Origin of the sequence: Rhodococcus sp. IEGM 1381 (assembly GCF_030056795.1) — a bacterium.
Taxonomy (GTDB): Bacteria; Actinomycetota; Actinomycetes; order Mycobacteriales; family Mycobacteriaceae; genus Rhodococcoides.
In genome coordinates this window covers 102001-128207 of the sequence record NZ_JASHKQ010000005.1, presented here as the reverse complement: position 1 = coordinate 128207, position 26207 = coordinate 102001, and the positions used below count along the sequence as shown (strand labels likewise).

The 26207-nt window shown below is 62.0% G+C and carries 26 protein-coding genes and 1 pseudogene; 18 read left to right on the top strand and 9 right to left on the bottom strand.

Annotation, left to right across the window (positions count from 1 at the left end):
• Positions 1-11: 11 nt before the first annotated feature.
• Genes QM797_RS14990 through QM797_RS14965 form a run of 6 tightly spaced genes read left to right on the top strand, consistent with a single transcriptional unit; the run spans position 12 to position 8031 of the window.
• The gene (locus tag QM797_RS14990; RefSeq protein ID WP_283276430.1) at positions 12-1301 is read left to right on the top strand and encodes an NtaA/DmoA family FMN-dependent monooxygenase; all 1290 of its coding nucleotides are present in this window, start codon (positions 12-14) and stop codon (positions 1299-1301) included.
• A gap of 59 nt (positions 1302-1360) precedes the next feature.
• The gene (locus QM797_RS14985; protein WP_283276429.1) at positions 1361-2821 is read left to right on the top strand and encodes an MFS transporter; all 1461 of its coding nucleotides are present in this window, start codon (positions 1361-1363) and stop codon (positions 2819-2821) included.
• Complete coding sequence (locus QM797_RS14980) at positions 2818-4107, top strand: NtaA/DmoA family FMN-dependent monooxygenase (RefSeq protein ID WP_283276428.1); 1290 nt, start codon at positions 2818-2820, stop codon at positions 4105-4107. The genes QM797_RS14985 and QM797_RS14980 overlap by 4 nt, the downstream gene beginning before the upstream one ends.
• Positions 4107-5546: an MFS transporter gene (locus QM797_RS14975; protein WP_283276427.1), complete on the top strand. Its 1440-nt coding sequence runs from the start codon at positions 4107-4109 to the stop codon at positions 5544-5546. Before QM797_RS14980 ends, QM797_RS14975 begins: the two co-directional genes overlap by 1 nt.
• Entirely contained in the window at positions 5510-6706 is a 1197-nt protein-coding gene (locus QM797_RS14970; RefSeq protein ID WP_283276425.1) for an NtaA/DmoA family FMN-dependent monooxygenase, read from the top strand. Before QM797_RS14975 ends, QM797_RS14970 begins: the two co-directional genes overlap by 37 nt.
• Positions 6703-8031, top strand: coding sequence for an NtaA/DmoA family FMN-dependent monooxygenase (locus QM797_RS14965; RefSeq protein ID WP_283276424.1), 1329 nt, complete (start codon positions 6703-6705; stop codon positions 8029-8031). Before QM797_RS14970 ends, QM797_RS14965 begins: the two co-directional genes overlap by 4 nt.
• A 64-nt stretch (positions 8032-8095) precedes the next feature.
• Here the strand turns inward: QM797_RS14965 and QM797_RS14960 are convergent, their stop codons facing one another.
• Positions 8096-8941 carry a GntR family transcriptional regulator gene (locus QM797_RS14960; protein ID WP_283276423.1) on the bottom strand — a complete coding sequence of 282 codons (846 nt, stop codon included), beginning with the start codon at positions 8939-8941 and terminating at the stop codon, positions 8096-8098.
• A 277-nt stretch (positions 8942-9218) separates the two neighbouring features.
• On the opposite strand from QM797_RS14960, the gene QM797_RS14955 reads away from it, so the two are divergent.
• Positions 9219-10124 (top strand): ABC transporter ATP-binding protein, encoded by a 906-nt coding sequence (locus QM797_RS14955; RefSeq protein ID WP_283276422.1) that lies wholly within the window; start codon positions 9219-9221, stop codon positions 10122-10124.
• A 10-nt stretch (positions 10125-10134) separates the two neighbouring features.
• On the opposite strand, the gene QM797_RS14950 is transcribed toward QM797_RS14955, so the two are convergent.
• Genes QM797_RS14950 through QM797_RS14940 form a run of 3 tightly spaced genes read right to left on the bottom strand, consistent with a single transcriptional unit; the run spans position 10135 to position 12091 of the window.
• Positions 10135-10860: a hypothetical protein gene (locus tag QM797_RS14950; RefSeq protein ID WP_283276421.1), complete on the bottom strand. Its 726-nt coding sequence runs from the start codon at positions 10858-10860 to the stop codon at positions 10135-10137.
• Complete coding sequence (locus tag QM797_RS14945; protein ID WP_283276420.1) at positions 10773-11405, bottom strand: hypothetical protein; 633 nt, start codon at positions 11403-11405, stop codon at positions 10773-10775. Before QM797_RS14945 ends, QM797_RS14950 begins: the two co-directional genes overlap by 88 nt.
• Before the next feature lie 14 nt (positions 11406-11419).
• Positions 11420-12091, bottom strand: a complete 672-nt coding sequence (locus QM797_RS14940; RefSeq protein WP_283276419.1) for a hypothetical protein — start codon at positions 12089-12091, stop codon at positions 11420-11422.
• Positions 12092-12353: 262 nt separating this feature from the next.
• Between QM797_RS14940 and QM797_RS14935 the strand changes: the two genes are divergently transcribed.
• Complete coding sequence (locus QM797_RS14935) at positions 12354-12881, top strand: hypothetical protein (RefSeq protein ID WP_283276418.1); 528 nt, start codon at positions 12354-12356, stop codon at positions 12879-12881.
• A 13-nt stretch (positions 12882-12894) separates the two neighbouring features.
• Here QM797_RS14935 and QM797_RS14930 read toward each other — a convergent pair whose 3' ends face one another.
• The 3 genes from QM797_RS14930 to QM797_RS14920 all read right to left on the bottom strand — a co-directional run bounded on the left by QM797_RS14930 (position 12895) and on the right by QM797_RS14920 (position 15742).
• Positions 12895-14079 (bottom strand): DUF3089 domain-containing protein, encoded by a 1185-nt coding sequence (locus tag QM797_RS14930; protein WP_349307201.1) that lies wholly within the window; start codon positions 14077-14079, stop codon positions 12895-12897.
• An 89-nt stretch (positions 14080-14168) separates the two neighbouring features.
• The gene (locus QM797_RS14925) at positions 14169-14642 is read right to left on the bottom strand and encodes a helix-turn-helix domain-containing protein (protein WP_283276417.1); all 474 of its coding nucleotides are present in this window, start codon (positions 14640-14642) and stop codon (positions 14169-14171) included.
• Entirely contained in the window at positions 14639-15742 is a 1104-nt protein-coding gene (locus tag QM797_RS14920; RefSeq protein ID WP_283276416.1) for a serine hydrolase, read from the bottom strand. The genes QM797_RS14925 and QM797_RS14920 overlap by 4 nt, the downstream gene beginning before the upstream one ends.
• Before the next feature lie 158 nt (positions 15743-15900).
• On the opposite strand from QM797_RS14920, the gene QM797_RS14915 reads away from it, so the two are divergent.
• Both QM797_RS14915 and QM797_RS14910 read left to right on the top strand, forming a co-directional pair.
• The gene (locus QM797_RS14915; RefSeq protein ID WP_283276415.1) at positions 15901-16503 is read left to right on the top strand and encodes a TetR/AcrR family transcriptional regulator; all 603 of its coding nucleotides are present in this window, start codon (positions 15901-15903) and stop codon (positions 16501-16503) included.
• 33 nt (positions 16504-16536) lie between these two features.
• A complete protein-coding gene (locus QM797_RS14910) occupies positions 16537-16992 on the top strand; it encodes a GNAT family N-acetyltransferase (RefSeq protein WP_283276414.1) in 456 nt (151 codons plus the stop codon).
• Between the two features lie 56 nt (positions 16993-17048).
• Here QM797_RS14910 and QM797_RS14905 read toward each other — a convergent pair whose 3' ends face one another.
• On the bottom strand, positions 17049-17822 hold the full coding sequence (locus QM797_RS14905; RefSeq protein ID WP_283276413.1) for an 8-oxoguanine DNA glycosylase OGG fold protein: 774 nt from the start codon (positions 17820-17822) through the stop codon (positions 17049-17051).
• 303 nt (positions 17823-18125) lie between these two features.
• On the opposite strand from QM797_RS14905, the pseudogene QM797_RS26360 reads away from it, so the two are divergent.
• The 4 genes and pseudogenes from QM797_RS26360 to QM797_RS26240 all read left to right on the top strand — a co-directional run.
• Positions 18126-18218: pseudogene (locus QM797_RS26360) on the top strand (DUF2510 domain-containing protein); the annotation flags it as partial.
• A gap of 69 nt (positions 18219-18287) precedes the next feature.
• The gene (locus QM797_RS14895) at positions 18288-18761 is read left to right on the top strand and encodes a DUF2510 domain-containing protein (protein ID WP_283276527.1); all 474 of its coding nucleotides are present in this window, start codon (positions 18288-18290) and stop codon (positions 18759-18761) included.
• A complete protein-coding gene (locus tag QM797_RS14890) occupies positions 18650-19129 on the top strand; it encodes an SDR family NAD(P)-dependent oxidoreductase (RefSeq protein WP_349307200.1) in 480 nt (159 codons plus the stop codon). Before QM797_RS14895 ends, QM797_RS14890 begins: the two co-directional genes overlap by 112 nt.
• The gene (locus QM797_RS26240; protein ID WP_349307199.1) at positions 19129-19407 is read left to right on the top strand and encodes a hypothetical protein; all 279 of its coding nucleotides are present in this window, start codon (positions 19129-19131) and stop codon (positions 19405-19407) included. Before QM797_RS14890 ends, QM797_RS26240 begins: the two co-directional genes overlap by 1 nt.
• Here the strand turns inward: QM797_RS26240 and QM797_RS14885 are convergent.
• Positions 19320-19934 carry a uracil-DNA glycosylase gene (locus tag QM797_RS14885; protein ID WP_283276411.1) on the bottom strand — a complete coding sequence of 205 codons (615 nt, stop codon included), beginning with the start codon at positions 19932-19934 and terminating at the stop codon, positions 19320-19322. The genes QM797_RS26240 and QM797_RS14885 overlap by 88 nt on opposite strands.
• A gap of 423 nt (positions 19935-20357) precedes the next feature.
• On the opposite strand from QM797_RS14885, the gene QM797_RS14880 reads away from it, so the two are divergent.
• The 4 genes from QM797_RS14880 (at position 20358) to QM797_RS14865 (ending at position 26119) form a co-directional block, all read left to right on the top strand.
• Complete coding sequence (locus QM797_RS14880) at positions 20358-20651, top strand: hypothetical protein (RefSeq protein ID WP_283276410.1); 294 nt, start codon at positions 20358-20360, stop codon at positions 20649-20651.
• Positions 20652-20888: 237 nt separating this feature from the next.
• Entirely contained in the window at positions 20889-23348 is a 2460-nt protein-coding gene (locus QM797_RS14875; protein WP_283276409.1) for an AAA family ATPase, read from the top strand.
• A complete protein-coding gene (locus QM797_RS14870; RefSeq protein WP_283276408.1) occupies positions 23345-23725 on the top strand; it encodes a hypothetical protein in 381 nt (126 codons plus the stop codon). Before QM797_RS14875 ends, QM797_RS14870 begins: the two co-directional genes overlap by 4 nt.
• 720 nt (positions 23726-24445) lie before the next feature.
• On the top strand, positions 24446-26119 hold the full coding sequence (locus QM797_RS14865) for an AAA family ATPase (protein ID WP_283276407.1): 1674 nt from the start codon (positions 24446-24448) through the stop codon (positions 26117-26119).
• Positions 26120-26207 lie beyond the last annotated feature (88 nt).

The following is a 26207-nucleotide window of genomic DNA, read 5'->3' as shown; positions in this document are numbered from 1 at the left end:
AGAAAGCCGACATGTTCCACCTTGGTTGGTTCTTGAGCTGGCAGGTGCAGTCGTGGAACCAGATGTGGTCGGGAGAGGGCGGAACCGAATGGAACCACCCCGAGCTGTACATCGACATGACTCGATCGCTCGAACGCGCCGGCTTCGACTACATCATGTTCGAGGACGGTGCGTTCGTACCCGACTCGTTCGGTGGTTCGTCCGAGTGGTGGCTGGCCAATGCTCGGTCGGTGCCGAAGCAGGATCCGAATTCGTTGCTGCCCATCCTGAGTCAGCACACCGAGCGTCTCGGCCTCATCGCCACGATGACGACCTCGTTCCATCCTCCGTACATGGCGGCACGAACGTCGGCCACGCTCGACCACCTCAGTAACGGCCGCGCCGGGGTCAATCTGGTGACCTCGCACAATGTTCGGACGGCACAGAACTTCGGCTACGAGGACATGTTCGAGCACGATCACCGGTACGAGATGGCCGACGAGTGGATCGACCTCGTCAAGCAACTGTGGTCCTCGTGGGAGCCCGATGCGGTTCGCCTCGACCGAGAAGCGGGCGTCTTCGCGGATTTCGCGAAGGTCCACAACATCGATTTCGAGGGCAAATACCACTCGTCCCGGGGGCCGCTGAACACCACTCCGACGCCGCAGGGCCGACCGGTCATCTGCCAGGCAGGCGGCTCGCCCGCAGGCCGCGGCTTCGCAGCCAAGCATGCCGAGACCATTCTGGCTCAGGTCGAGAGCGTCGAGGCCATGAAGACGTACCGCGACGACGTCCGGGCTCGCATGGTCGTGGAGGGGCGGGACCCGGACAGCTGCAAGATCATGTTCATCGTCAGCCCGGTACTCGGCGAGACCGTGCAAGAAGCGCAGGACAAGAACGAGCGGATCCTCGACGGCTTTCGCCGCAACATCGACGTGAATTTGGCCTCGATGTCCTACGCGAGTGGCATCGACTTCTCGAAGTTCGATCTGGACGCGCCGATTCCTACCGTCGAGACCAATGCGGGCCGGGGGACGATGGCCCTGATCGGTGCCAACACCACCGGGATGACCCTGCGCGAGGCGGCGAGCTCGGACATCAGGAAGTCCGTCCAACTGATCGGCACTGCCGACGCGGTTGCGGAGCAGATGGGTGATATCGCGGCCGAGGTCGGCGGTGACGGGTTCCTGATCGCAGGGAGCGTGAACCGGCGGTACATCAGCGAGATCACCGACGGCCTTGCGCCCGAACTGCGTAAGCGTGGACTCATTCGCGACGGATACGCGCACGAGTTGTTCCGCGACAACCTGATGGACTTCTGATCGTCGCTGCAGGGGTCGGCCCGTCGACGCGGGTGCGACCCGACTCGTATCCCTGGCGCGTGCTGTCGGTCACCGGACTCGGGATGAGCATCACGTTCGTATCGGTGTCGATGCTCCCCGTCGCTCTACCGGACATGAGCGCGGGACTGGGAGCCTCTGCAGCGCAAACCGATTGGTTCATGCTCGCGTACCTGCTCACCACGGCAGTGTTCATTCTGGTGCTCGGCAAACTCGCCGATCTCGTCGGCCGACGCCCGGTCTACCTCGCCGGGTTGGCCTGTCTGACCGTCAGCGCCGCGGTCATCGCGATGGCGAGTGACCCGGACGTCGTGATCGGGCTGCGCGTCGTGCAGGGTATCGGCGCTGCGGCGGTGATCACCAACACCACTGCGCTTCTCGTCGACGCGTTCGAGCCGCAGAAGCTCTCCATCGGCATCGGCTGGAACATCACGATCATGTCGCTCGCCATCTCCATCGGACCGCTGCTCGGTGGTGTGCTGACCGAAACCGTCGGGTGGCGTGGAGTATTCGGAATCGTCGTTCCCCTCGGCGTCGTCGGGACGGTGTGGGCGTGGCTCACGCTGCGCCGGACACCGCGGCCGAAGACAGGCGCAGCCCTGGACTACGCCGGCGCAGTGGGGTCGATGGTCATCCTCGGTGGCCTGGTCTACGGGGTGAATCGTGCTGGCAGTGACGGTGTCGGCGCGTGGCAGTCGGTGGTACCGCTCACGTGCGTCGTGGTCGCTCTACCGCTGTTCTGGTGGTGGGAGAAGCGAGCCGCAGATCCGATCGTGGATCCGATGCTGCTGGTGGACAGGTTCCGTGGCAGTGCTTACGCCGCATCGTTCCTGGTGACGATGGCGGAAGGCGCGGTGGCGGTAACCATGTCGCTTTACCTGCAGAGCGTCGGAGGCTCGAGTCCCATTCACGCCGGATTGCAGATCACCGCATTGGCCGTCGGCACCACCGTGATGTCGCCCATCGCAGGCACGCTGGCCACTCGGGTATCGACGCGGACGTTGACGACGGTCTCCACCCTCTGCACTGCAGCGGTCCTGTCGGTACTCGCCCTGCATATCGCGGGGCCGGCCGAGGACGTTCCCATTGTCGTGCTGCTGTTCGCCCTCGGTCTCAGTGGCGGGATCTTCAAGACGGCCAATGCGGCGGCGATCAACGTCGGGGTGGCGCCGAACCGTTCGGGAATGGCGAACGGTCTTCGGGTGTCCCTCGACAACACTGCAGTCACCCTCAGCACGGCCCTGGCGCTGGTGCTCGCAGTGTCTGCACTGCCGCCCGCGCTGCGCGAGTTGGTGTACTCCGGCGACAGCGCGATGTTGCCGGACGGCGGATCGGATTCGTTGACAACAGGATTCGTCATTGCCGTGGCCGCCATGGCTTTCGCCGCACTACTGGCGAGCGCGGTCTCAGGGCTACGCGGAATTCACCCGAAAGAACCTGCCGAGCTGTCTCGGCTGCACAGAAGTGATCTACCCACATCGAGAGCAAGGAGCACGGCATGACCAAATTCCATCTGGGGTGGTTCACCAACTTCTCCAATCCGCCGTGGAACACCACCTGGGCCGGCGACGAAGGCAGGACGTGGGCCAACGGCGAGCTGCACGTCGACTTCGCTCGGTCGCTCGAGCGCGCTTGCTTCGACTACATCATGCTCGAGGATTCGTCGATGGTCTCGGACGCCTTCGAACAGACGTCGAGAGTGGACTTGAAGTACGGCCTGTATGCGCCGAAACATGATCCCGTCACGCTGGTTCCGATGTTGACTGCGTCGACGAAACACATCGGGATCATCGCGACATGTTCGACGTCCTTCTACCCGCCGTGGCTGCTCGCTCGACGGTTCTCCACCCTCGATCACCTCAGCGGCGGGCGAGTCGGTTGGAACGTCGTGACCTCCAGCGAGGACCGCGCCGCGCAGAACTACGGGATGGACAAGCTCGCCGAACACGATCAGCGGTACGAGCGGGCCGACGAGTTCGTCGATCTCGTCAAGCAGCTGTGGGCATCGTGGGAGGAGGACGCGATGGTTCTCGACCGGGACACCGGCACGTACGTCGACCACACGAAGGTCCACGTCACGAACTTCCGCGGCAAGTACCACGCATCCCGTGGACCGTTGAACCTGCCGCGTTCACCACAGGGCGAACCGGTGATCTGCCAGGCCGGTGGCTCACCGCGGGGTCGCGAATTCGCCGCCCGCAACGCCGAAACCATCCTCAGCGCAGCCAAGGACCCGGCCGCGATGAAGGCGTTCCGCGATGACATCAGGATGCGGATGGAGAAGGAGGGCCGCGATCCGGACAGCTGCAAGATCATGTTCATCACCCAGCCCGTGCTGGCGGACACCGAATCCGACGCGCGCGCGAAGGTGGAGCGCATGACGGCCGATGTCGATTCACGCATCGAGTCGGCGTTGGGCCACATTTCGGCACTGACCGAAATCGATCTGTCGACGTACGAACTGGACGAGGAGTTTCCCGAACTCTCCACCAACGGACACCGGACGACACTCGGCGACTTCCTGTCCTACGGCAATACCCCACGCAAGGCGGCACTCGGCTGGTCCATGAAGAACGTGCACTACGTCGGCACCCCCGATTCCGTCGCCGAGCAGATGGGCGAGACGATGGACTTCGTCGGTGGTGACGGTTTCCTGATCTCCGGGAGCATCGGCCGACGCTACGTCGGCGAGATCACCGAGGGGCTCGTTCCCGCGCTGCAACGACGCGGCCTCGTCCGTACCGAATACGAGCACGACATGTTTCGTGAGAATCTCATGTCCTTCTGATGCGGTTGCTGCGCAGAGATTCGGCGGTACCGGGTCCGGTGTACGCGTTGGCCTTCGTCAACGTCTGCATCGGTCTCGGCTACGGCGTTGTGGCTCCGGTCATTCCGGTCTTCGCCAGAGATTTCGGGGTGTCGGATCTGGCGGCCTCGTCGGTGGTGAGTATCTACGCCTTCACCAGAGTGCTGGCGTCGTTCGGCGCATCCCGTCTGCTGATGAGGTTCGACGAACGCACGGTTCTCACCGCGGGACTGCTGCTGGCGGCCACCTCGTCTCTGGCGGCAGCGTTCGCTCCGACCTTTTTGTCGCTGTTGGTGCTTCGCGCTGTCGGCGGCGTCGGGACTGCGATGTTCACCGTGTCCGGTCAGCAGCTCCTCTTTCGCTACAGCACCCCGGAAACCGGGGGCAGAACTGCGTCGGTCTTCCAATCCGGCTTCCTCATCGGCGGGGTACTGGGCCCGGTGATCGGCGGTGCGGTCGCTCTAGTCTCCCTCCGGGCTCCGTTCCTCACGCACGCACTGACGCTGATCGTCGGGGTCGCTGTCGTCTGGTTCGCGTTCCGATCGAGTGACAAGAAGGACGCCGCGAACGGTGTCGTGCACGATACGACAACACGACCGGAGATGATGACCCTGCGAAGTGCGCTCGGCCACCGGGGATTCCGGGCGTCGATCGCGTCGAACTTCGCCAACGGCTGGGTCGGCAACGGAGTGCGGTTCACCCTCATCCCACTGTTCGTCGCGACGGTGATCGGCGGCAGCCCCTTCGTTTCGGGTCTGGTGCTCGTCGTCGGAGCCGTCGTTCAGATCCTCGTGGTCAAACCCGCGGGCCGACTGGTCGACAGCTGGGGTCGACGACCCATGATGGCCTCCGGGTCGGCCCTGATCCTGCTCGGGATCGCCGTTCTCGCTCTGGTTCCGACGCTGCCGATTCTGGTGCTGACGATGGTGCTCTGGGGTGTGGGCGGCACGTTCGCCATGGTGGCCAGTGCGGCGACCGTCGGCGACGTGCTGGCGGGGCGGGGCGGCAGTCCCGTTGCCGTCTACCAGGTCACGTTCGATATCGGCACCATGCTCGGCCCACTCGTCGCCGGCGCTGTTGCCGCTCAGGCGTCCTATTCGCTCGCCTTCACCGCCAGCATCCCCGTCGCGGCATCGGCAGTCCTGCTCGCCCTTCGACCATGGCGGACCGTCGCTGTGTCGACCCCCGAATCGAAGGTGGTCGTCACCGAGGAGTCCGCCGTCCCTGCACCGACCATTCACGACCACTATTTTGGAAAAGAGGACCGATGTCACAACCGTTCACTACCGGTTGGTTCACCAACTACCTCGTACCCGACTGGACCGGACCCTTTGCCGGAACAGGCGGAACAGATTGGGCCGACGGATCTTTCGCTGTCGACACCGTGCGCGCGCTCGAGCGAGCGGGAATCGACTTCGTGATGCTGGAGGATTCGACCGCGCTGACCGATATCTACGGCGGTACGTTCGAGTCCGAACTCAAGTGGACACCCCGAGCGCCGAAGCACGATCCGATGGCGCTGGCCTCACGACTGGCGTACGAGACCGACAGAATCGGCATCGTCGTCACCGCGTCCACGAGTTTCTACCCGCCGTTCCTGCTCACTCGGCTGCTGTCGACTCTCGACCATCTCAGCCGCGGACGGATGGGCTGGAACATCGTCACCTCGACTGGGGACCGAGCAGCACAGAACTTCGGCCGCGACACGCTGCCGACACACGACGCCAGGTACGAGATCGCCGAGGAATTCGTCGACGTCGCGAACCAGCTGTGGGCGTCGTGGGACAAAGATGCCGCGTCCCCGATCGTCCCCGGCCTCGAGTCCTATGTGGACCACACCAAGGTCAGAACCATCGATCATGTCGGCGAACACTTCTCGGTCCGCGGCCCGCTCAACACCCTGCCGAGTCCGCAGGGTAAGCCGGTGCTCTGCCAGGCGGGAGCGTCGAAGTCCGGTATCGATCTTGCTGCGCGAGTATCCGATCTGGTGGTCGCTGCACCCAAGGGCAGGGAGGCGATGCGTGAGTACCGGAACACGGTGCGGGCCCGCGCGGCCGAGTTCGGCCGCAACCCCGACGACATCAAGGTGCTGTACATGGTGACGCCGATTCTGGGGGAGACCGCCGAGGATGCGGAACGCAAGGCCGAGCGCTATTACGAGGCGACCGATGCAGCCATCGCGCGCCGATTGATCATGTTGTCCGGAGACATCGACTTCTCCGCTCTGGATGTCGACCAACCGATTCCAGAGGACCTGAAGACCGAAGGGAGCACGAGCATTCTCGACAATCTCCGTAAATGGGCAGCCGGCCGCAGCATTCGCGAGACCGTGGCCACGGAACGAACGGAATCTCTGCGGCTCGTCGGCACACCGGAAGCGGTGGCGGACGAAATGGAAAGTGTCATCGATGAGGTCGGCGGAGACGGTTTCCTGTTCTACGGGGGCGGCGGCGGGGTGATCAACCGTCGGTACGTCGACGACGTGTGCGACGGGTTGATGCCCGAACTGGCACGTCGCGGCATCGCAGGCACCGGATACCGTGGCACCAACTTCCGCGAGCACCTGGCAGGTGCACGATGAGTACACCGCGCATGCATCTGGGTTGGTTCACCAGCTTCCGGCCACCGGTGTGGAGTTCGCACTGGACCGGATCCGATTCCGATTCCTGGGCGGATGGGCGCTTCCACGTCGAGATGGCACAGGCGCTCGAGCGGGCAGGCTTCGACTATCTGATGCTCGAGGATTCGTCCATGGTGTCCGATATCTACGGCGGCACCACCGAGTTCGATCTGGCGAAGGCGCAGTACGCGCCGAAACACGACCCGGTCGCGCTGGTGCCGATGTTGGCCGCGGCAACGTCGAGACTCGGGATCGTGACCACGATGTCCACCAGCTTCTACCCGCCGTACCTGCTGGCACGGGTGGTGTCGACACTCGATCACATGTCCCACGGACGGGTCGGGTGGAACGTGGTGACGTCGAGTGAAGACCGCGCCGCACAGAACTTCGGCATGGACGCACTGCCCCCGCACGACGAACGGTACGAGCGCGCAGAGGAATTCGTCGAGGCAGTCGATGCGCTCTGGAAGTCGTGGGAACCGGACGCACTGGTGATGGACAAGGCGTCGAACACCTACGTCGATCACACCAAGGTGCACGACGCGAATTACGTCGGCAAGTTCCACCGTACGCGCGGCCCACTCAACACGCTGCCGATGCCTCAGGGCAGACCGGTGATCTGCCAGGCCGGTGGATCTCCGCGCGGACGCGCATTCGCCGCTCGCAATGCGGACACGATCATCTGCCAGGCGCAGGGCGTCGAAGCGATGAAGGCCTATCGCGAGGACGTTCGGGCGATGGCCTCGAACGCAGGCCGCGATCCGGATTCGATCAAAATTCTCTACATCGTCTCGCCGGTGCTGGGTGAGACCGACAGCGAAGCTCGCGAACTCGATGCGCGGTCCCGTGAGGCCACCGATGGACGCGTGCACGCTGCGTTGGCGCATATCTCCGCGGTGACGGGCAACGATCTGTCGACGATGGACATGGATGCCCCGCCGCCGGAGCTGACGACCAACGGGCACCGCACGACGCTCGCGGACTTCCTCGCGGGTTCGGGCAGCAGTAAGTTGAACGAGGACGGAACTCCGAAGACGTTGCGTCAGTTGGCTGCCACGTGGTCGATCACGTCGGTTCCGCTGGTGGGTACTCCCGACACAGTGTCAGGACAGATGGAAGACGTCATCGATGCCGTCGGCGGCGATGGCTTCCTCATGACCGGTCGTCTCGGGCGTCGGTACTACACCGAGGTGACCGACGGTCTGATCCCTGCGCTACGTCGTCGAGGGTTGGTTCGAGAAAGCTACGCTCACACCCAGTTACGGGACAATTTGCTGGACTTCTGAGGACTTCTGGCTGTAGATCGACAGGGGATCGGTTCGATACCGATCCCCTGTCGTCGTTCGAAGGTCAGGACTCCGCAGTGGGGGTGACGTTGGAGCCGATGATCGCCACTCGGTCCGCTCGAAAATGTGTGAAGCTCAGTTCGGACGGCTGACCCTTGAAATTGTGAGTAATCAACTCGCGCAACAGCACCGGCGCACCCACCGGCATCTCCAGCAGTTCGGCCGGTCGCTCCTGGCAGGAGATGGCTTCGACCACCGAGCTGCTGCCGCCGTATTCGGTCCCGAAGATTCGGCGATGGGCCTCCGCGATGGGCGGGTATTCGCTGTGGTTGCTCTCGATGCGTTCGAGGAATTCGTCGATTCCGAAGTCGGTCATGCAGTATCCGACGCGCAGGTAGAGCGGTTTGCCGCCCATTCTGCCGACCTGCTCCAGCAAGATCACCGAATCCACTTCGGATCCGATGAAGTTCTGGATCACTGCCGGCGCGGTGATTCGCCTGCACTGCAACGTATCGACGGCCAGTCTGCCCTCGTCCGGCATGCCCGCCCATGCTCTCGGGCCGACTTCACGATCGTGTACCGCCACGATGTCATGGGCGATCGAGGTTCCTGCTCTGCGAGCCCTGAGCACGACACCGTCGTCGGCGAGCATCTGAAGTGCCTTGCGCACAGCGTTTCTGGTCGCACCGAGCGACTGGATCAGGTGCTGCTCGGACAACACCTCGTCGTGCGGCATCGTGCCGCGCCGGATACCGGAGCGGATCAACTCGTACACCTGCCGCGGCGAGGTGACGAACTTTTCGGTCCGTTGTGCTCGCGCGCGGGTGTACTTCGCCCGCTGCTCATCCGATTGCCGTCGTAGATGGGCAGCAACCGAGCCGGACTCGTCGTCGAAGAAGGGGCGGGTCATGTGTCAGGGCCTTCCGGTGATAGGCATGTAAGGCGAGGGGAAGCCGCGACGGTGAGACAACCTGAACCGTTACCGAGTCTATCGGAAATCGGCCCCTGGTCACGGATGTGGGCCGCGGCCTTTATTCCGCGCCCGCGTGCGAATCTGCAGGTCAGGGAGTTGTTCGGATGGTTTCGGATTGCGTAATGCGCTGTTTACCGTCGACGTGGCTCGGGGAAACACCGTGCCGGAAGTATGGGCCTCGTTCATATTCGACGGCGTTCGGTGGGAGCAATATATGACGACAACTACTGAGCGCGAATCTCTTTCGCTCGTCGGTCGCGATGAGAACGTGAAGGCCGACCCGGCGCCGGTACTCAGCGTAGAAGATCTCACTGTCACCTACGGGACAGGCGAGTCCGCTGTGGCCGCAGTGAAAAACGCGTCCTTCGACATCGCGTCGGGTGAGAGAGTGGCGTTGGTGGGCGAATCGGGGTCGGGAAAGTCGACCCTGGCCATGACGATCGCGGGATTGCTCGACGTGTCGGCGGGCGCAGCAGTCGAATCAACGCGTCTCGAATTCGAGGGCAGGCCTGCCCGGCCGGAGACCGGTCGCAGCGTGCCGCGGCGCACCGAGGGAATCGCGATGGTGTTCCAGGATGCGATGACGGCACTCGATCCGGTGTGGACCATCGGGGGCCAGTTCAAGCACGTGCTCGCGGGAGCGGGAATCACGGGCAGGCGTGAGCGTGCAGACACGACCGCGTACTGGCTGAACAAGGTCGGACTCTCCGACACGAAGCGGGTGATGCGGAGTCGGCCGTACGAGTTGTCCGGCGGAATGCGTCAACGGGTGATGACGGCTTTGGCGTTGTGCGGGTCTCCGCGACTGCTGATTGCCGACGAACCGACCAGCGCGCTCGATGCGTCGCTCGCCCGAGGAACCATGGAGTTGCTACAGAACCTGACCCAGGAACAGGGGACTGCGCTGCTCATCGTCAGTCACGACATCAAGCTGTGCCTCGAGTTCTCCGACACCATGCTGGTGATGTACCGGGGTGAGTTGGTGGAGCAGAAGGCGTCCGCGGAGATCGTTGCGACCGCGACGCATCCGTACACCAAGGGTCTGTTGGGTTGTGTCCCCACTCTTGCGAACCGTTCGGCGACGAGACTTCCCGTGCTCCGGGATTTCATGTCTGCCTGACGGTCGGGGATCAGTTCCAGGTCGCCTGCTGCATCGACAGCACGAAACCGTGGCCGCTGCCCGCGTCGCACACCATCGCTTCGACTCGGGAATAGCAGGTGTAGCCGTTGGCCGAAATGGACGTGTTGTAGTCCAACGGCTGGGCGTTGTCTACCCCGAATGCGCCCTGGTTGAAGCACATCGGTGTCACCTTGCCCGGGTCCAGGAAGAAGCCCTTGCTCATCTCGTCGGCCGAGAACGGCGGCTTGTCGCAGTCGGCACCGTCGGGCACCGGTGCGTCTGTTGCCTGGCAGCCCGACGAGAACTCCGTGGGCCCGAGCTTGCAATAGACGTTGCCCGACGGCGATTTCCATCCGACCTGATCGTTGATCGCGGCATATCGGGTGGGGTCGACGGGAGTGATCGGTTCAGAGCCGGCCGTTGGTGTTGCGGCAGAACCGGAGCCGGGTTCGTCGCCACTCGGCGGCTGGGCAATCGAGGGTGCTGCTGCATCAGTCGATGTCGCCGGCGCACCCGCGGCCACGGTGGGGATGACCGACGGCATCGCGTCCGTTGGTTCGGTCGAACTGCTGCATCCCGTCAGGGCAAATCCGGCACACGTGGCAGCGGCCGCAAAGAAGGTAACGAAGCGAATCCTGTTGCCCATCATCAGTTGGACGTCGCCTGCTGCATCGACAACACGAAGCCATGCCCGCCGCCCGCGTCGCAGATCATCGCTTCCACGCGGGAGAAGCACGTCATCCCATTGAACGTGATGGATGTGTTGTATTCCAACGTCTGCGCGTTCTCGACGCCGAATTGACCTTGATTGAAGCAGGTCGGCGTGACCTTCCCCGGCGTCATGTAGAAGCCTTTGCTCAGTTGGTCGATGGTGAACGACGGAGTGACGCAGTTTGCGCCGTCCGGCACCGGAGCATCTCCGGACTGGCAACCGGACCCGAATTCGGCGTAGCCGATCTTGCAATAGATCTTGCCGGACGGCGACTTCCAACCGACCTCGTTGCCATACGCGGTGTAGCGGGCCGGGTCGACCGGTGTGATCGGTGCGGTGTTGTTCACGGGGTTCGCGCCGTTCTGCGCTGGATCGGTGGCCTCCGGTGCGGAGGCGGTGTCCGTGGTGTCGACCGGGGGGTTTGCAATGGTGACCTGGGGCGGCGCGGGAATCTGCGACGCGGCGGTGGGGGCGGGGGCCGGAGCGGCAGCGGGGGCGTCGTCGCCACAGGCCGTCAACGCAAAAGCGAGGGCGGCAGTGGCCGCGAGTAGTGCTGTTCTACGGAACATTCGGAGCTCCTTCATCAGAAAGCGATGTTGACGTCGCGGGAGATCATGAAGCCTGAATCGCCGCTGTAGCAGGTGATTCCATCCTCAGTGGACCGGCAGAAGTTGCCGGTCACTCCGATGACCTGGCCGTATTCAAGTACTCGGGGGCCGGGATTTCCGCCGAAGAAGATCCCCTGGTTGGTGCAGATCTGTTCGACGGTGCCGCCTTCGCGAATCTGTACCCCGTAGGTGTTGTTCTCGGTATTGAGGCATTCCCGGCCGGTGTTGCCCGGCACCGAGTAGCGGACCTGGCAGCCCACGATCGTGCCGGGAGCATTGGAAGAATTGAATCCGCAGAACACATTCCCACTGGGGGACTGGAAGAAGTACTGGCTGCCGGCCTCCTCGAAGTTGCGTGGATCGACATTGACGTCGTCGCGGTTCGGAGCGGGCGGTACGGCAGCAGGTCCTGCTTCAGCGGGCTGCCCCGGTGTCGGTGTCACGACCTCCGGAGCCTCGACCGCTGGTCCGTTTGTCCCGGTGCCACCGCCCGTCTCGGGAGAGCCGCCGGCTGACGGAGCAGGAGCTGCGCTGGTGACCGGCGCTGCATCGGTGCTGGTCGGCTCCTCGGAACTGCACGCCGTGGCTCCAATATTGGTCGCGGCGACCAGCGCACACATGGCCACGATGTTGCGGACTTGCCTCATTCGTTCGTCCTCACCGGTGGCTGCAGAGTGCATCACCTCTGATCATTGAATCGAACGGGCCAAGTGGTCTGTTAACGTCTTTCGTGTCACGACCCCGTCACGAATCGGTATACGGCTGGAACATCGGACATTTCGCCTGGGAGGGTGAATGAACGAAACACTCAACAGCCAGTTGATGTTTCAGCTTCAACCTGAGTCGCCGGGCGCCGGTTCTGGTGCCACTCGGAATCGCGTTGTGTGACATCGACGAAAGGCATGCAGTATGCGAAAGTCATTGCGGCGAGCGGTGGTAGCGACGGCACTCACTGTTCCCTTGGTGTTCGGTATCGGGGCGGGTACGGCAGCGGCGGCCCCGCAGGTGACGAATCTGCAAGTGCCGATCGTGACCGGGTTCCAGATCGCTCCCGGAGCCGTCCCTGGTGGCTTCTTCCAGACCATTCCGATGAAGGCCACCGTGGGTGACGAGCCCGGTGTCGCTAGGTTCTCGGCCGCGAACATTGCCCCGTTCGCCGATCAGAATCCCTACCGGTATCTGAACCTGAACTGGCGGAACTTGGCGACAGGAGCCACTGGGGCCGCGGATCTTAGGCACTGGCAGGACGATCCGACACCGTCGCCCGAGGGACCCTACGGACGGGAAGACCTTCCGCTCGAGGTGGTCGCGAACACCGGACCGGGGCCTGTTGTGGTGACGGTGACGCACACCAAGGACTACTCGAACGGCGGCCAGTGGGGCTCGCCGTATCTCGACACCCTTCTCCCCGGAGCCGGCGTGGTGCTCGTTCCCTGATTCCTGTCGACGGTCAGCGAGCCGACTGCCATGCCGTCGTCTGCTGACCGGCGATGCTGACGAGTCGATCGAGCCCGACGTTCATGTCGACCAGATGTGAATCGAGCAGCGGAACCTCGTTGAGCGGCTGAGGTTCCGCGAACTGCAGGTGGTACTGGTTGTAGCCGCCTGCGTCGATGCACGATCCGACGACTCGGCCGCGGCTCGTGGTCCAGGTGGAATTCGAGGTCGGTACTGCCTCGGGGAACGAGGTGTACTGCAGCAGAATCGAAATGATCCCGAAGGCGAACGGCGCGCTCGGCACCGTGATGCCGACTGGATCGGCGTCGCCGCTGAGTACCGCAGGGTCGGTGCACGCCACCTGATACTGCGGGCCGCTCGGCAAGCCCCAGCGCCCTGACCACAGATCCAGAGCCGAATTGCCGAATGTCGATAGTGGCGGCAGCAGCGTGTTGGTGGAATAGGCAACGACGCAACCGAATTGGCTTTGTTCGGTGCACAGCGGGATATTCGTGAAGTCGCCGCCGGTGGTGCTGCCGCGAGCAGTTTCGACGTTACCGCCCATCAGGAATGCGCCGACGAGTTGCGGTCGCAGGGCAGCATCGCGATCGAAGGTCTCGCGCATCAGCTTGCGCATCATGAACGTGCCCTGGGAGTGCCCGATGAGGATGACGCCTCGGCCGTTGTTCTCGGTCGCCATGTAGTTGTCCCAGGCGGCACGGACGTCGGAGTACGCCAGATCTATGGACGGTCCGGCGGCACCCAGCAACGCGGGAGGAAGAACGACGAGAGGCGTCTGGCGGTAGACCGGCGCGAATACTCGGCACTGGGTGTTGAACCGGGCGGCCTGGAAACTCGCGATCGACGCGACCTCGGGCGTGGCGTAGCCGGGGGCGTTGAGGGCGACGTCGTTGGTGACGGTGGGGTAGAGATAGAAACAATCGACGGGCTTGTCAGACTCCGAAACGGCCGCGGGGCCGGGTGTCACCACGCCGGTGCCGACGTCTGTCGTGTCACCGGGCAGGTCGCAGGGGTCGTTCGCCAGTTCGGGGCTACACAGCCACGTCGTGGCTGGTGCGGGTTGCGCCACAGCGGTGCCGGCCAGGCCGCCTGCCATCAGAACGAGACCCACTATCGCTGCCGTCACGCGTCGTGCCACTGACATTTCTACCTGAACTCCGGTGGTGACGGGTGTCACGGCCACGAAAGTTAGCACGACAGATTTCTTGCGTTGTCGCTTTAGCTGGCAGTGGCGTCCCCTGTCGCAGCGACAGGCGCACTGGGCGTTCAGGTGCCCAGGTCGCCGGCGATATCAGCGGCAGCGAGCATCGAAACAAGGAGCGGTACAACCCGTTTGGCGGCGATGCGGTAGTCGCCGCGGCCGTGCTGTTCGACGATGTTGGCCGAGCTCAGCGTCTTGAGGTGGTGATAGATCTGGCCGGAGGAGCCGACTCCCACCGCGGCGTGCAGATCCGCCGCGTTCGCCGGCCCGCGGAGCAGAATCCGCACGATATGTAACCGCACCGGATGGCCCAGTGCAGCAAGCACTTCCGACATCGAGGGAATGGGGAGGTCCACGATGGCGTCGGGGGAGTAGCTGATGTCCCAGCGGACCGTTCCGTGCAGATGCACGTCGCCTTGGTACGCAATCATGCCGCCCGTCGACGGAGCGGCATCGAGCGGCTCTGGAGCCTCGCGTCGTTCCAGTTCGGCGACGCGAGCCTCCAGCGCTGCCAGTCTCGACTCGAACTCCTCGCTCACACCACGCAGGCTATCCGGTCGAGTACGTCCGACGAGAGCATGGCCTCGAGGATGAGTTGCTGCTGCACGCCGGCGTCCGCATACGCCTGCTCGAATCTGCCTGCAGAAAGACCATCGATCAGCCACACTGCGGTCGCCACCGTTCCATCGGTGCGCCGTAGCTCGAATCCCTGGGTGAGCACCCCTGCGAGGCTGCCGCCTTTGAAGCCAACGCCGAGAACGTCGTCACCTGCGGGTTGCCATTCCAGTTGGCGCACAATGGTATCGGACGCAGTGCCGTACGTTCCGTCCGTGAATGCGCGATACATACCGTTGAGTTGTGCGGCCGAACCGCCGCGGAAGGTGCTCTGCACTCGGTCGGCTTGCTCCTCGGGGGTGGACGGTTGCAGCGACGCCTCCAGTTGCGCGCGGAACTGCGGGTCGAAGGCCCACTTCTGCGCGGTCTCCCACCGGTCACCGGCGGCGAGGGCCGGGTCGTAGAGCGACAGGATGTCCGTCACCAGGCTGGGAACCTCGAAGTTCTCCCACCCTCCGGTGGCCGCTGCGTCGATGATCGCCTGGTCGCCGAGTCGGTATCGAAGGTAGTCGGGGACGGAGTTGTCGCTTTCCTGGATCATGGCCGAGACCATGTCGTCGATGCGGACCGTGACATTCGGGTCGGTTGCGTTGGTGCCGGAATTCGCGATCCCCAAGCGGTTCAGAGCGTTCGGATGCGCGCCGCCGTCGGTGCCGGGTACGTACCATCGCTCCCAATCCGAGAGCGACACTTGCTCGGTCGGGTCGATGCTGCCATCGGCGACGGCCTGGGCGTAGGCGGCGAGATGAACCACCTTGATCGCCGATGCGAGTACCTGCTCCTGATCGGCCCGATGCTCGACGGTTCTGCCGCGTCCGTCGTCGATGACGAGGCTCACGGTGTCGGGTGCCTGATCGATCAGTCCGATCCACCCGTCTTCGGTGGCGAGGTCGGTCGAGGTGACGGGTGCACAGTTCTCCGGTGTCGGAGTGGCGGCCTCGGCGGTGTCCGATTCGGTGGAGGCGCATCCGCTTATCAACAGGACCGTCGCGCAGGCTGCCGAAACCAGGGTTAGGCGTCGCATCTCGAGCTCCTTGGTTGTTATTCCGTAATTACGGAATAACAGTAAAGCGGTTTGTTCGCCTCGGCAACCCCTGCCGATGGCCTCCGGAGGGTGGCTCTCCGTAACACCTGTTACGCTTCTCCGTAACAGATGTTACGGCCAGCGAGGAGGTGAGACGAGTGGCTGTCGATTCGGACGACCCGCGACACCGCATTTCGCAGGCCGTGTGGGACACGATCGCGGAGTTGGGAATCGAGGCGACGACGGTGCGCGCGGTCGCGACTCGTGCGGGCTGCACGACGGGGTTGATCATGCACCGCTTCGGCTCACGGTCTGCGATGTTGGTGCATGCGCGACAGACGTTGTTCGAGCGCACGGCAGCGCGAGCCGACGAGGCCGGTGCCACTGGCCGGATGTCCGCAGCAGAGCGGCTGTATGCCGTTGTCTGCTCAGTGCTTCCGCTCGACAAGGAGCGCATTGTCGAAGCCCGAATCTTCACGGGCTTCGCGGCGGCTGCGATCGCGGACGCCGAACTGCGGAACCCGCACGTCACCCACACGCGTCAGTGGCTCACTCGCATAGCGGGTCTGGTTGCCGACCTCGGCACTCACATCACCGATGCCGAGGCCGAAGAGTGCGCCCAGCAAATCGCCACCGCGGTGGAAGGCATCGTGGTCCTGGCGGTACTCGATCGCGAGACGTATCCGCCGGCGACGCAGAAACGACTGGCACAGCGCACGATCGCCAACGTGATCGACCGCAGTGCCGCAACCGACCGGTGACCTTGTCCCTACCTTCCACAGAACGGACCCCCCATGCCCACTCTTCATCACGCCCCGCTGGCGCGCGTGGACCAAAACACCCTGTACCGCATCATGGCGCTTCGGGTCAGGGTGTTCGTGCACGAGCAGGGCATCGTCGACGACATCGAACTCGATGGCGCGGATCTGCTTCCGACGACGGAGTTGTTCTGGATGCAGGACGACCGCGGTGAGGTACTGGCGACCATTCGAGTCCTTGTCGACGACACGGTTCATATCGGCCGAGTCGCCACCGCCGCAGTTGCACGGGGTAAGGGTTATGCCGGTGCACGGGGTAAGGGTTATGCCGGCGAACTCGTGAAGGCTGCGCAGGCCGCGTATCCCGGGGTGGTCGAACTCTCCGCGCAGGCGCACCTCGAAGTGTGGTACGGCCGCTTCGGATTCGTTCGCGTGGGGAAGAACTACCTGGACGCTGGAATTCCGCACGTGCGCATGGTGGCGGGCGGATGATGAATTCTCTTCTGTTCTGACCAATGCCGTTGAGCTGCAATGATATTTCGAGCGGTTCAGAACAACGTGGGTGCGGTGTAGCGACCGTGGCGTGCTTCGTTGAGTCGGGCGCTCCAGCGCTTCACGAGCCACATTTCGACGAGCTCGGGGCTGGTGCCGATGTCGGTGGCCCATGCGGTGATGAGTTCGACGTAGCGGTCGTAGCGGCGACGAGTGAAGCCGGTGACGGACGGATCTTCGAGCCATCCTTCGTGGATGAGTGTGGATACTCCGTATTGGTCGATCAGCTGAGCCGGACCCCCGTAGACCGACGCTTTCACAGCCCACAGGAACGTCGCCATCAGGGACATTCCGACGCCGGGCGCATCGGGCCATCCGGACCACGTCGAGTTCGGATGGTCGGGCACTACGCGGTTGCGGACACAGCTGTCGAGCACAGCGAGAGTCTTGGCGACGGGATTCTCGTCGGGACGGCTGAGGTGCGGGTTCATGACGTCCGGGAATCGGCGCATCGCTCTGCGGTGCCGATGGCTGCCCTGCCAGGCTGCACAGAGAAACAGCAGGCCGAGCGAATCGTGTTCACCTACAGCCAGATCGGTGCCGATCCGGAGATCGTTGCGCTGCACGGTGGCGCCGCCGTACTCGACGATTTCGCCGTCGAGGTTGCGGCCACGCAGCCGAAGGTCGTGACCTGCCCTGTCGAGGTGGCCGTTCCACCAATCCAGGTCCACCTCCACGCCGTCGTCGAGGACGTGTAGGTCGTAGCTGCGGTGCTGACACCACTGCACACAGGCCGTGGGCGGCGGGAACCCCTCGTCGAGTCGTGACATACCGCCATCGAAGCATTGGGTACCGACAGTGTTTGGCAACCGGAATGTCGAGGCGCTTCGCTGTTTTTGTGAAGTCGCTAGCCCCTCGCCTCGGCCCCGGTGGCACTGTTCAAAGACAGAGGATTCAAGTGTCGCGAACCCGAAGTTGTGTCGGTGCTGAGGGTGAGCATGGGAAGTCGACTGGGTCTGGATTCATCCGATCGAATGATCGAAAGTGGCAAAACGGACAGTTGAGAGTCTTTATCATAGAGCTACGGCTGTGTCGTTTGACCAGTACGACAAATCAGCCAGAGGACGGCCAGGATGAACGACAATCCCCAAAGCCCCGCGCCGGGTTGGTACCCCACACCCGAAGGTGAACAACGCTTTTGGGATGGCTCGAAGTGGTTGTCGTTACCCGCCCCCGGCAGTACAGACTCAACTGCGAAGAAACCGTCGTGGAGGCGACCACCGCGCCGCGTCGTTGTGATTGCAGCAGCAGTACTGCTCGTCCTCGCTATTGGCGGAACCACACTGAAAATTGCCAACGATTCGCGAGTCGAATCCGAGCTTCAGGCGTCGCAGCAAGCCGCCCAACTAGCAGCGGAGGAAGCTGCGAAGGTCGAGGCAGAACGAGTAGCTACCGTTGCCGCGGAGAAGGACGCCGCCGATTCGGCCGAACGAGTCCGACGATTGCTGGCGGTCTCTGGAATCGAGAGCAGTGTCCAAACTATGGCCCAAGGTCACGCTGACAAGGGCACGATCAACGGCCCGATCATCTCCGTCACCTGCTCACCGGTCGGCGGCGGCTCGACCGATGACCTGACCGCGAGCACCACGGTCTTCGAATGTTTTGCCGCGAACAAGGACAACGGCGACGGCACGATGAGCGGCTACAAGTACAACTCAACGATGAACTGGGACACGGGCAGGTACACGTATGGTTTCGGAGCGCCGTAGATCGGGCGTCAACGATGTCGTCGGTACCATCCGACGACGTCCTCGATGAGCAGTGCACCGTCAACTTCCGCGCCCACTGGACTGCGATGAATGCTGAAGCCGCCCATATGCGTAGCAGTGGAGGCGGTGGAGGCGGTGCCATCGTGAACACTTCGAGTATCGGCAGCCGCCGTGCCGTCCCACCGCTGCCGGCCTACGGGGCGATGAAGCGGGAGCTCAACAGCATCACAGAAGCGGCTGCTGTCACCTGGGCCTCGGTGGGTATCCGTGTAGACGGTCTGATGCCCGGAGGAACTGCTCCAGAAATGATGGGCGAGTTGGAGGCAAGGCACCGGGTGTCATCGCGGCCAGTAGCTCTGAGTCGCTGATGGGTCGCATGGCGGAGGCCGGCGAGGTTGCCGAGGCCGCCGCGTGGCTTCTCAGCGACAGCACTTCCGCCGTGACCGGTGCGATCGTCCAGTCGACTGTGGTTCGGGGGCTTGACCCTGATTGCAACGCTCCGTTGCCGACGGGCCACTTCGAACGGTCGATCCATCCACGAGCGTTATCAGCTGTTCTCTATCGAAGCATCTCCGCGACCTGCGCGATCGCGGACTCAAAGCGCTCGCGTCCGCCGCCCGTGTTCAACCCCCTTGCTGAACAGTGAGGAATCTTCCCGGGGACGACATAGAAATCCCGGTCGATTCCTGTGCGCGCCCAACCGTCACGAGCTGCGGCACCGAGCAGAAGAACGATCTCTATTCGTGGGCACAGCTCGACGAAAGCCTTTGTCCATTGCACAGATCGAGTTCGCTCGGCAGGGGTGGAACCGCCATTCTTGATGCCTGCGACGGGGAAGGGAACTACATTCCAGTGGACCACGTCGGCATGTGAGACACCATGGCGTTCATATGCTTCTCGGCAATTGCGAGCCGTGCGGTCGTTGTTGTCCAGGCTTAGCAGGCCGGATCCGGTGCCGCTCTCAGCTTTCGTGGAAGGGTTGTCGAGCAGCACCAACATTCGGGCGTTGGTACCACCCTGGTCTGGATCGACGTAGGGAACGTGGCCGTGCGGGAGACCGACGGACTCGGCAATGATGTCGGACAGTGCATTGAGCGGTCGGACATGCGGGTCTCGGATACGAGCAAGTTTGTCGGCGACCACGTCAGGGTCGGCGTTGCGTCCGTTCGGCATGCGGTAAGGATGACACGCCCATCCGACAGAAGCAGTGTTCTTCAATAGTTGAGGAGTCTGGGGGCTCGGGCAGCGCTCCAATCGCACTTTTGTACCAAGCCGGTCGGCGTGTGCAGTTATGGTTGCAGCATCCAATTCGGCTGAGCGGCCTACAGGCGGACGTTGCGATCGAAATCGCGCGCAGGTCCGACGGTTCGATCCCGGTGCTTCCAGCGGACTCCGCCTGACCGGCTACCCATCCCTCCAAGTCACATCGCTCGAGGAGTGGAAGTCAAACCATGAGCGCACTTCTCCAACCGGAGCAATCTGCTCCGACGGCTGTTGAGAATCGCCACACGACCGCTATGTCGAGAATTGGGGCTGTTTTAATTGATGAATGTGCAGATCAAAGACCTGTAGCCAACAAGCGTGAGGCATCGTGATATGACCAGATTTCGACTGCGCGACGATGCGCTCGACGTGCTCCTGCGTGCCAATACGAACAGTTTTTCCTATGCGTTTCTTGATGGTGGGGTCGCCGAGTCCTCACCTGACTTCCTCATACGATGGGCAGAGTTAGGCGATGTCATCAGACGAATCGTCGAGCATCGGCACGACACTTTCGCGCACCACGAAGACATCATGGATGCTCTTTGCGATGGTTCAGGTGGCGGATTCGGGATACCGATAGTCGTGAGCGAGTTCGTGGCACGCGAACTAGTGGTGGCCGAAGAGTGATTGTCACTTTATTTTCTTCGATCTGAGGGTCTGGCCCGATCCATCGACAATGCACAAAGCTGAAGACGCGAACGAATGGTGAGCTTGTAAAGCTCACCGATCACTGTCGCCGAATGACCTCCGGGCAACGGGCGATCCTGAGAGTTCAGCGCGGAGACATTGATGTCCCTGCGAACTGTCGGTCCCGTATGGAACTGTGGGGTCTGGTTAGCCATCAGAACGAACAGGGGAGTGCCGGTGACCATTGCCGACAATGCTGTCGACAGGCCACTCGTCGACGTGGTGATCGACGCCATCGACGCGGACAATGAACTGTCCGATGAGGTCAAGTACTGCGTTCTCGCGGCCTTGGAAGGGCCGACAGCACTGCAAGAACTTCTCGACGGCATCTCGACCCCGCACGTTCCGGAGCCGTCGGGTAGCCAGCTCGTCGAAGAGCCGGTCGGTGCATTTCTGACCTCGATCACTGCCGCGGGATTCCGCGGCATCGGGCCCAAGGCAGCGCTGGAGCTACACCCCGCGCCGGGCATCACGATCGTCAGTGGCCGCAACGGATCGGGAAAGTCGAGCTTTGCCGAGGCGCTCGAATTCGCTATCACCGGTTCGAGTTACCGCTGGGAGAACAAGGCCAAGCTGTGGGCCGACACCTGGCGCAATCTGCATCAGGGAGATCCGTGTGAGGTGCGGGTGGGGCTCACGATCGAAGGGTCCGAACCGACGGTAGTCGGTGTCGACTGGACATCCGATGCCGCGCTGAAGGGATCCTCCACCTGGACTCAGGTGGGAAAGCAGAAGCGCAGCACCGGTACCGATGCACTTGGGTGGAAGTCTGCCGTCGAATTACATCGCCCGATCCTGTCCTACGACGAAATCGGCGGACTGTTCGACGCGACGCCGTCCGCCCTGCACGACGCCTTGGCCAAACTCCTCGGACTCGACGAGATCACCGATGCCGAGAAGCGACTGGCAGCGGTACTCAAGGAGGTCAAGGGGCCCCGGCAACGAGCAGCGGAGAGCCTGCGCCAGCTCAAGAACTCGTTGTCGGAAGCGTCGGAAGCGTCGGACGATCGTGCGAAAACTGCTGTAGGCCTTATCAAGAAGCGGGTCGCGGATCTCGACGCGGTGCTGGCGCTCGCCACCGGGGCCGACGCATCGGCATCGCCCGCGCTCATCGGTTTGAAGCGGCTCGCAGCGTTGAGCGCCCCAACGCAGCAGCGTGTCGACGAGGTGGTGGCGGAGCTCCGGGTAGCTGCGGCAGATACTGCGGATTCCGCTGATGAGGCACTGTCGGCGGTGGAGCAGCGCAACGATCTGCTCGATGCGGCCCTGCGACTGCACAGTGAGACGGGCACTATCGAGTGCCCGGTCTGCGCGACGGGGACGCTCGACGATGCGTGGGCCGAGCACTCGCGGGCGCAGCTTGCCGAGCAGAGCCAGAAACTGGCCGCCTACAAGCACAGTCGCCGCCGACTCGACCAAGCGCAACGCGCCGCAGTCGAACTGGGGAATGGAATCGCCGACGCCACCGCGGTGGAGGGCGTCGACCTGCCTTCCCTGTCCGAGTATCGAAAGTCCGTCGCCGCGGCGCGAGAGCAACCGTCGAGTTCTTCCGGTGTGGCGGATCACTTGGCCACGACGATGCCCGCGGTTATCGAGTCTGCTGAGGTGCTGCGCACCGAGGCCAAGGAAGCGGCGGCGCAGCGTGAGGACACGTGGGCGCCGATTGCTGGACGTCTGGCCGCGTGGGCCACCCTCGAATCCGCGGCGCGAGAGGCCGATGAGGCTGTCAAGAACGTCGACGCGGCCAAGAAGTGGATTGCCTCGCATGCCAAGCAATTGAGGGATCAGCGGCTTGCTCCGATTGCTGAGCAGGCGCGCGACATTTGGGCGGAGTTGCGGCAGGAAAGCAATGTCGACATCGGTGCTATCAACTTGGTGGGCCACAACACCAGTAGGCGAGTGGTGATGACCGGCTCGGTCGACGGCGTGGAGTCCGAGGCGCTGTCGGTAATGAGTCAGGGCGAACTGCATGCCTTGGCATTGGCACTGTTCATACCGAGAGCGACTACGCCGAACAGTCCGTTTCGATTCATCGTGCTGGACGACCCGATCCAGGCGATGGATCCAGCGAAGATCGACGGCTTCATCAAGGTGCTGTCGACGCTCGCGAAGACCAGGCAGGTCATCGTGTTCTCGCACGATGATCGATTGGCGACTGCGATCAGGCAACTCGCTGTCGACGCTCGACTGGTGGAGGTGATGCGCGAACCAGGTTCCAACATCAGTGTTTCGGAGACGCAGAATCAAGCGACCCGGTATTTCAACGATGTGCGGGCATTGGTCCTGGACGAGAATGTGCCCGAGGACGTCAAGCGGCGAGTTGCGCCGGGCTTGTTCCGGTTGGCCCTGGAATCGGCCGCACAGCAGGTGTTCTACGCCAAGCAACATCGGGCGGGGGAGTCTCGGCTGGCGACCGAAGAGCGGTGGTCGGCAGTGCACAAGACGCGCAACAAGATTGCGCTGGCCGTGCACCAGGATTCCGAACGCGACCTATCGCAGTGGCTGGGATTCCGCACCGAACGCTTTTCGACGCTCCACATCGCGAACGCCGGTACTCATAACGGTGCCGATCGACCGATCACCTGGGAAGTGGTGAACGACCTTAAGAAGATGGTCGACGGGATCCTCGCTGAATGACTACGACCACGTCACCGGCAGTAGCGCTGAGAAATGCCGAACTGCTGCTCGACGGAAGTCATGGTGCTGCAGGCGGTTCGGGGCGTCTGGCCGCGTTCCTCGCTCGCCAGGCGTTGGAGGAATTGGTAATCGAGCGTTGCGTGGCGCTAGGTGTGGATATCGAGCGGCCGAGTATGCGATCGCGGCTTGTGATCATGCGGTCACTCGACACAGCCGAGAACGCCGACGCTGCCGCGATGGCATGGAACCGATTGAGCAACGCATGCCACCACCATGCGTACGAACTAGCGCCGACGGTGAGCGAGGTGCGACACCTGTGCGATGTCGTGGCAATTTTGCTGGAGGCGAGGTGTGCAAACAGCGTGTCAACAGGTTGAAGGACGGTCGCCGCACCGAGCTGGTCGAGAACCAAGAGTGTGCCACAGAGGGAATCTTGTCAGACTGGTCTGTCCTGGACCACGATACCTCCGACTCATACCTGGCCAAGTTATCCGGCAGTTTATCCCTTGCGAGATACCTGGGCCCGAACGTCAAAGTCGGGACACCTGCGAACATTCATGCTGACACGACCCGTGACTTTTCGAACGACTTCGAGCCCGTGCAAGTTGCGATCGAAATAGTGGAGGTGTTCGTCATGCGGAGACGTTGTCTAGGTACTCATTGCCTGCTCTCGGTGAACCAATCGAGGTACTCTAGTCCCTCAAATTGGATGCGCGGCCGTCTCTTCACATAGGGTGCTCAAGAGGGTCGTTGGCTTGTTCGACGCCGCGCAAGGGGCGAAGCGGAATCAGCGCTGGCGAAACCAGCGCCGTCCGCACGGTCCTGACTTGAAGGTGACGGCAGTTTCCTTGGCCACCCCGGCCTGCTTGGCCGCCGCCTCGGTACGCGTTGTCAACGGCCGCAAACCTCGAACAAACTGTAAGCCCTCGCACGGACCTCCAGATCGACATTGTGCGCTGTAATTCGCTAGAGAACACTGCAGCGTGGATGCTGGGCTAGTTTGTAAGCAGATATGACAAAGCCAATAGCGGCTGAAGCTACAATCGAGAAGCACCGTATTTTTCAAACATCAGACTGTACCACCGGATAGGAGCCAGATGGAAGACCGCTGGGATACATCGAACCATGATGTCGTAACTGCTCCAGGATTTAGTCTCACTCTGGGTGAGATGCCCGTTTACTTGTCTGCGTTCTTGCTATCCGAAGGAGAAATATTCTCAAGTCCGTATGATGGGATACGATCCAATATTAAAGAAGTAATATCCGAAAACCAAAAGGCAAAGTCGGCTGCCCAAAGTCCAAGTTCGGAGATTACTGATCAGCGTTTGAGGACTTGGAAAAAGACCTTCGAAGAGGCGGGGCTAGTCTATGTCGACTCCGACACAAAGACAATAAATTCGACTCGCCTTGGTAGCGAAATTCGGCAATCGATCGTATCCATCCGTCGGCAAATTGAGGGCACGCAAGATCACATTGCCAGCTTGGCGCTGCAGGTATTGTCGAGGCAAACCCTCGCGAACCCATTTGCACCAAGAAAATATCCCGATCACACGGATATACATCCTTTTCGAGCCGTGCTGATCGCTGCGAGAGCTCTCGAAAATAAAATTCACTGGGATGAAGTTAATCGCGTTCTTATCTGGCTGCTCCGGGAGGTCGATCTCCAGCCTGCTATATCTCGAATCCGACAGATTCGGCCAATTGACGGGGTGTACACAAATAGCTTAGCCGCGAAGTTGGGGCCACAGGCGGAGGAAGATCGACGTCGAATAACGCCACTACTTACCGAAGCTGCTTTTGGCCAGACATTCATGCGCGATATAGGCGACGGTTACTGGCAGCTTCAAGCCAGGTACATTGCTGACATCGACAACATTATATCGGATCCGGTGGTGGCACCAAAGTGGGCATTGCAAGGGCGCGACGCCTACATGCACTATCTGAACGACGGCCCGTCGTTGGACATAGATCCGAGCGTGACGCAGAGCGGGGGTGAATCAATAGCGGCCTTGAGAGACGCAATAGAAAATTTTGGCGATCGAAAATTTATTGCGCTATCTGGCATTCCTGGCACGGGTAAGTCTCGACTCGCCCGACAAGCAGCGACTTTAATTACGGAAGGTGACCCTCATCGATTCATGGAGATTCAATTCCACGAAGGAATGGGTTACGACAACTTCGTCGAGGGCTATGTACCTAAAACGGACGGAACTGGTTTTGAGCTCAAGCCCATGACGCTGTTGACGATAAATGATCGCGCTCTGAACGATCCAGCGCAGCGCCTGTATATTTTACTTATTGAGGAATTTACGCGCGCGAACGTACATGCAGTCCTCGGAGAGCTCTTAACGTACATCGAGCATAGGAACCGATCCTTTCGCCTCACATATTCCCAGAAAGAAACTCGTTTGGCTCCAAACCTCAGGGTTATCGTGACTATGAACTCGAAAGACCGATCCGCACTGACATTGGACAACGCGGTTCTTCGGAGACTGCATCGCGTGCAACTAAACCCAAGTTCAGTAATTTTAAGCGAGATTCTTAGCGGTTTGTTGATCGATACGGATCTAGAAAAATTGATACGGTGGTACGAGACTTATAAGCAGGATCTCCCATTTGGGCACGGGGAATTTGCAAATGTGCGCACGTCTGAGGATCTTGAATCCGTGTGGTCGGGGACCCTTATTCATTTCCTCATTGGCGCTGATGGGCTAATCAATCCTATCTACCAGGATGCTGTCGAAGCCTACCCTTGGAGTGAGATTGTCTGACCTCGTTATTGTGCAACGCGGACAGCCGGTGCCCCTGCTAGAAAGTGAATTCCAAGAACTTTGGAAGGATTCGCTTGAGATACTTCAG

Coding starts and splice junctions, on each gene's coding strand:
- QM797_RS14990 (WP_283276430.1), top strand. CDS start 12: ATGTTCCACCTTGGTTGGTTCTTGAGCTGGCAGGTGCAGTCGTGGAAC.
- QM797_RS14980 (WP_283276428.1), top strand. CDS start 2,818: ATGACCAAATTCCATCTGGGGTGGTTCACCAACTTCTCCAATCCGCCG.
- QM797_RS14975 (WP_283276427.1), top strand. CDS start 4,107: ATGCGGTTGCTGCGCAGAGATTCGGCGGTACCGGGTCCGGTGTACGCG.
- QM797_RS14965 (WP_283276424.1), top strand. CDS start 6,703: ATGAGTACACCGCGCATGCATCTGGGTTGGTTCACCAGCTTCCGGCCA.
- QM797_RS14960 (WP_283276423.1), bottom strand. CDS start 8,941: ATGACCCGCCCCTTCTTCGACGACGAGTCCGGCTCGGTTGCTGCCCAT.
- QM797_RS14955 (WP_283276422.1), top strand. CDS start 9,219: ATGACGACAACTACTGAGCGCGAATCTCTTTCGCTCGTCGGTCGCGAT.
- QM797_RS14945 (WP_283276420.1), bottom strand. CDS start 11,405: ATGTTCCGTAGAACAGCACTACTCGCGGCCACTGCCGCCCTCGCTTTT.
- QM797_RS14940 (WP_283276419.1), bottom strand. CDS start 12,091: ATGAGGCAAGTCCGCAACATCGTGGCCATGTGTGCGCTGGTCGCCGCG.
- QM797_RS14935 (WP_283276418.1), top strand. CDS start 12,354: ATGCGAAAGTCATTGCGGCGAGCGGTGGTAGCGACGGCACTCACTGTT.
- QM797_RS14920 (WP_283276416.1), bottom strand. CDS start 15,742: ATGCGACGCCTAACCCTGGTTTCGGCAGCCTGCGCGACGGTCCTGTTG.
- QM797_RS14910 (WP_283276414.1), top strand. CDS start 16,537: ATGCCCACTCTTCATCACGCCCCGCTGGCGCGCGTGGACCAAAACACC.
- QM797_RS14905 (WP_283276413.1), bottom strand. CDS start 17,822: ATGTCACGACTCGACGAGGGGTTCCCGCCGCCCACGGCCTGTGTGCAG.
- QM797_RS14890 (WP_349307200.1), top strand. CDS start 18,650: ATGTTTTGCCGCGAACAAGGACAACGGCGACGGCACGATGAGCGGCTA.
- QM797_RS26240 (WP_349307199.1), top strand. CDS start 19,129: ATGGGTCGCATGGCGGAGGCCGGCGAGGTTGCCGAGGCCGCCGCGTGG.
- QM797_RS14885 (WP_283276411.1), bottom strand. CDS start 19,934: ATGCCGAACGGACGCAACGCCGACCCTGACGTGGTCGCCGACAAACTT.
- QM797_RS14880 (WP_283276410.1), top strand. CDS start 20,358: ATGACCAGATTTCGACTGCGCGACGATGCGCTCGACGTGCTCCTGCGT.
- QM797_RS14870 (WP_283276408.1), top strand. CDS start 23,345: ATGACTACGACCACGTCACCGGCAGTAGCGCTGAGAAATGCCGAACTG.
- QM797_RS14865 (WP_283276407.1), top strand. CDS start 24,446: ATGGAAGACCGCTGGGATACATCGAACCATGATGTCGTAACTGCTCCA.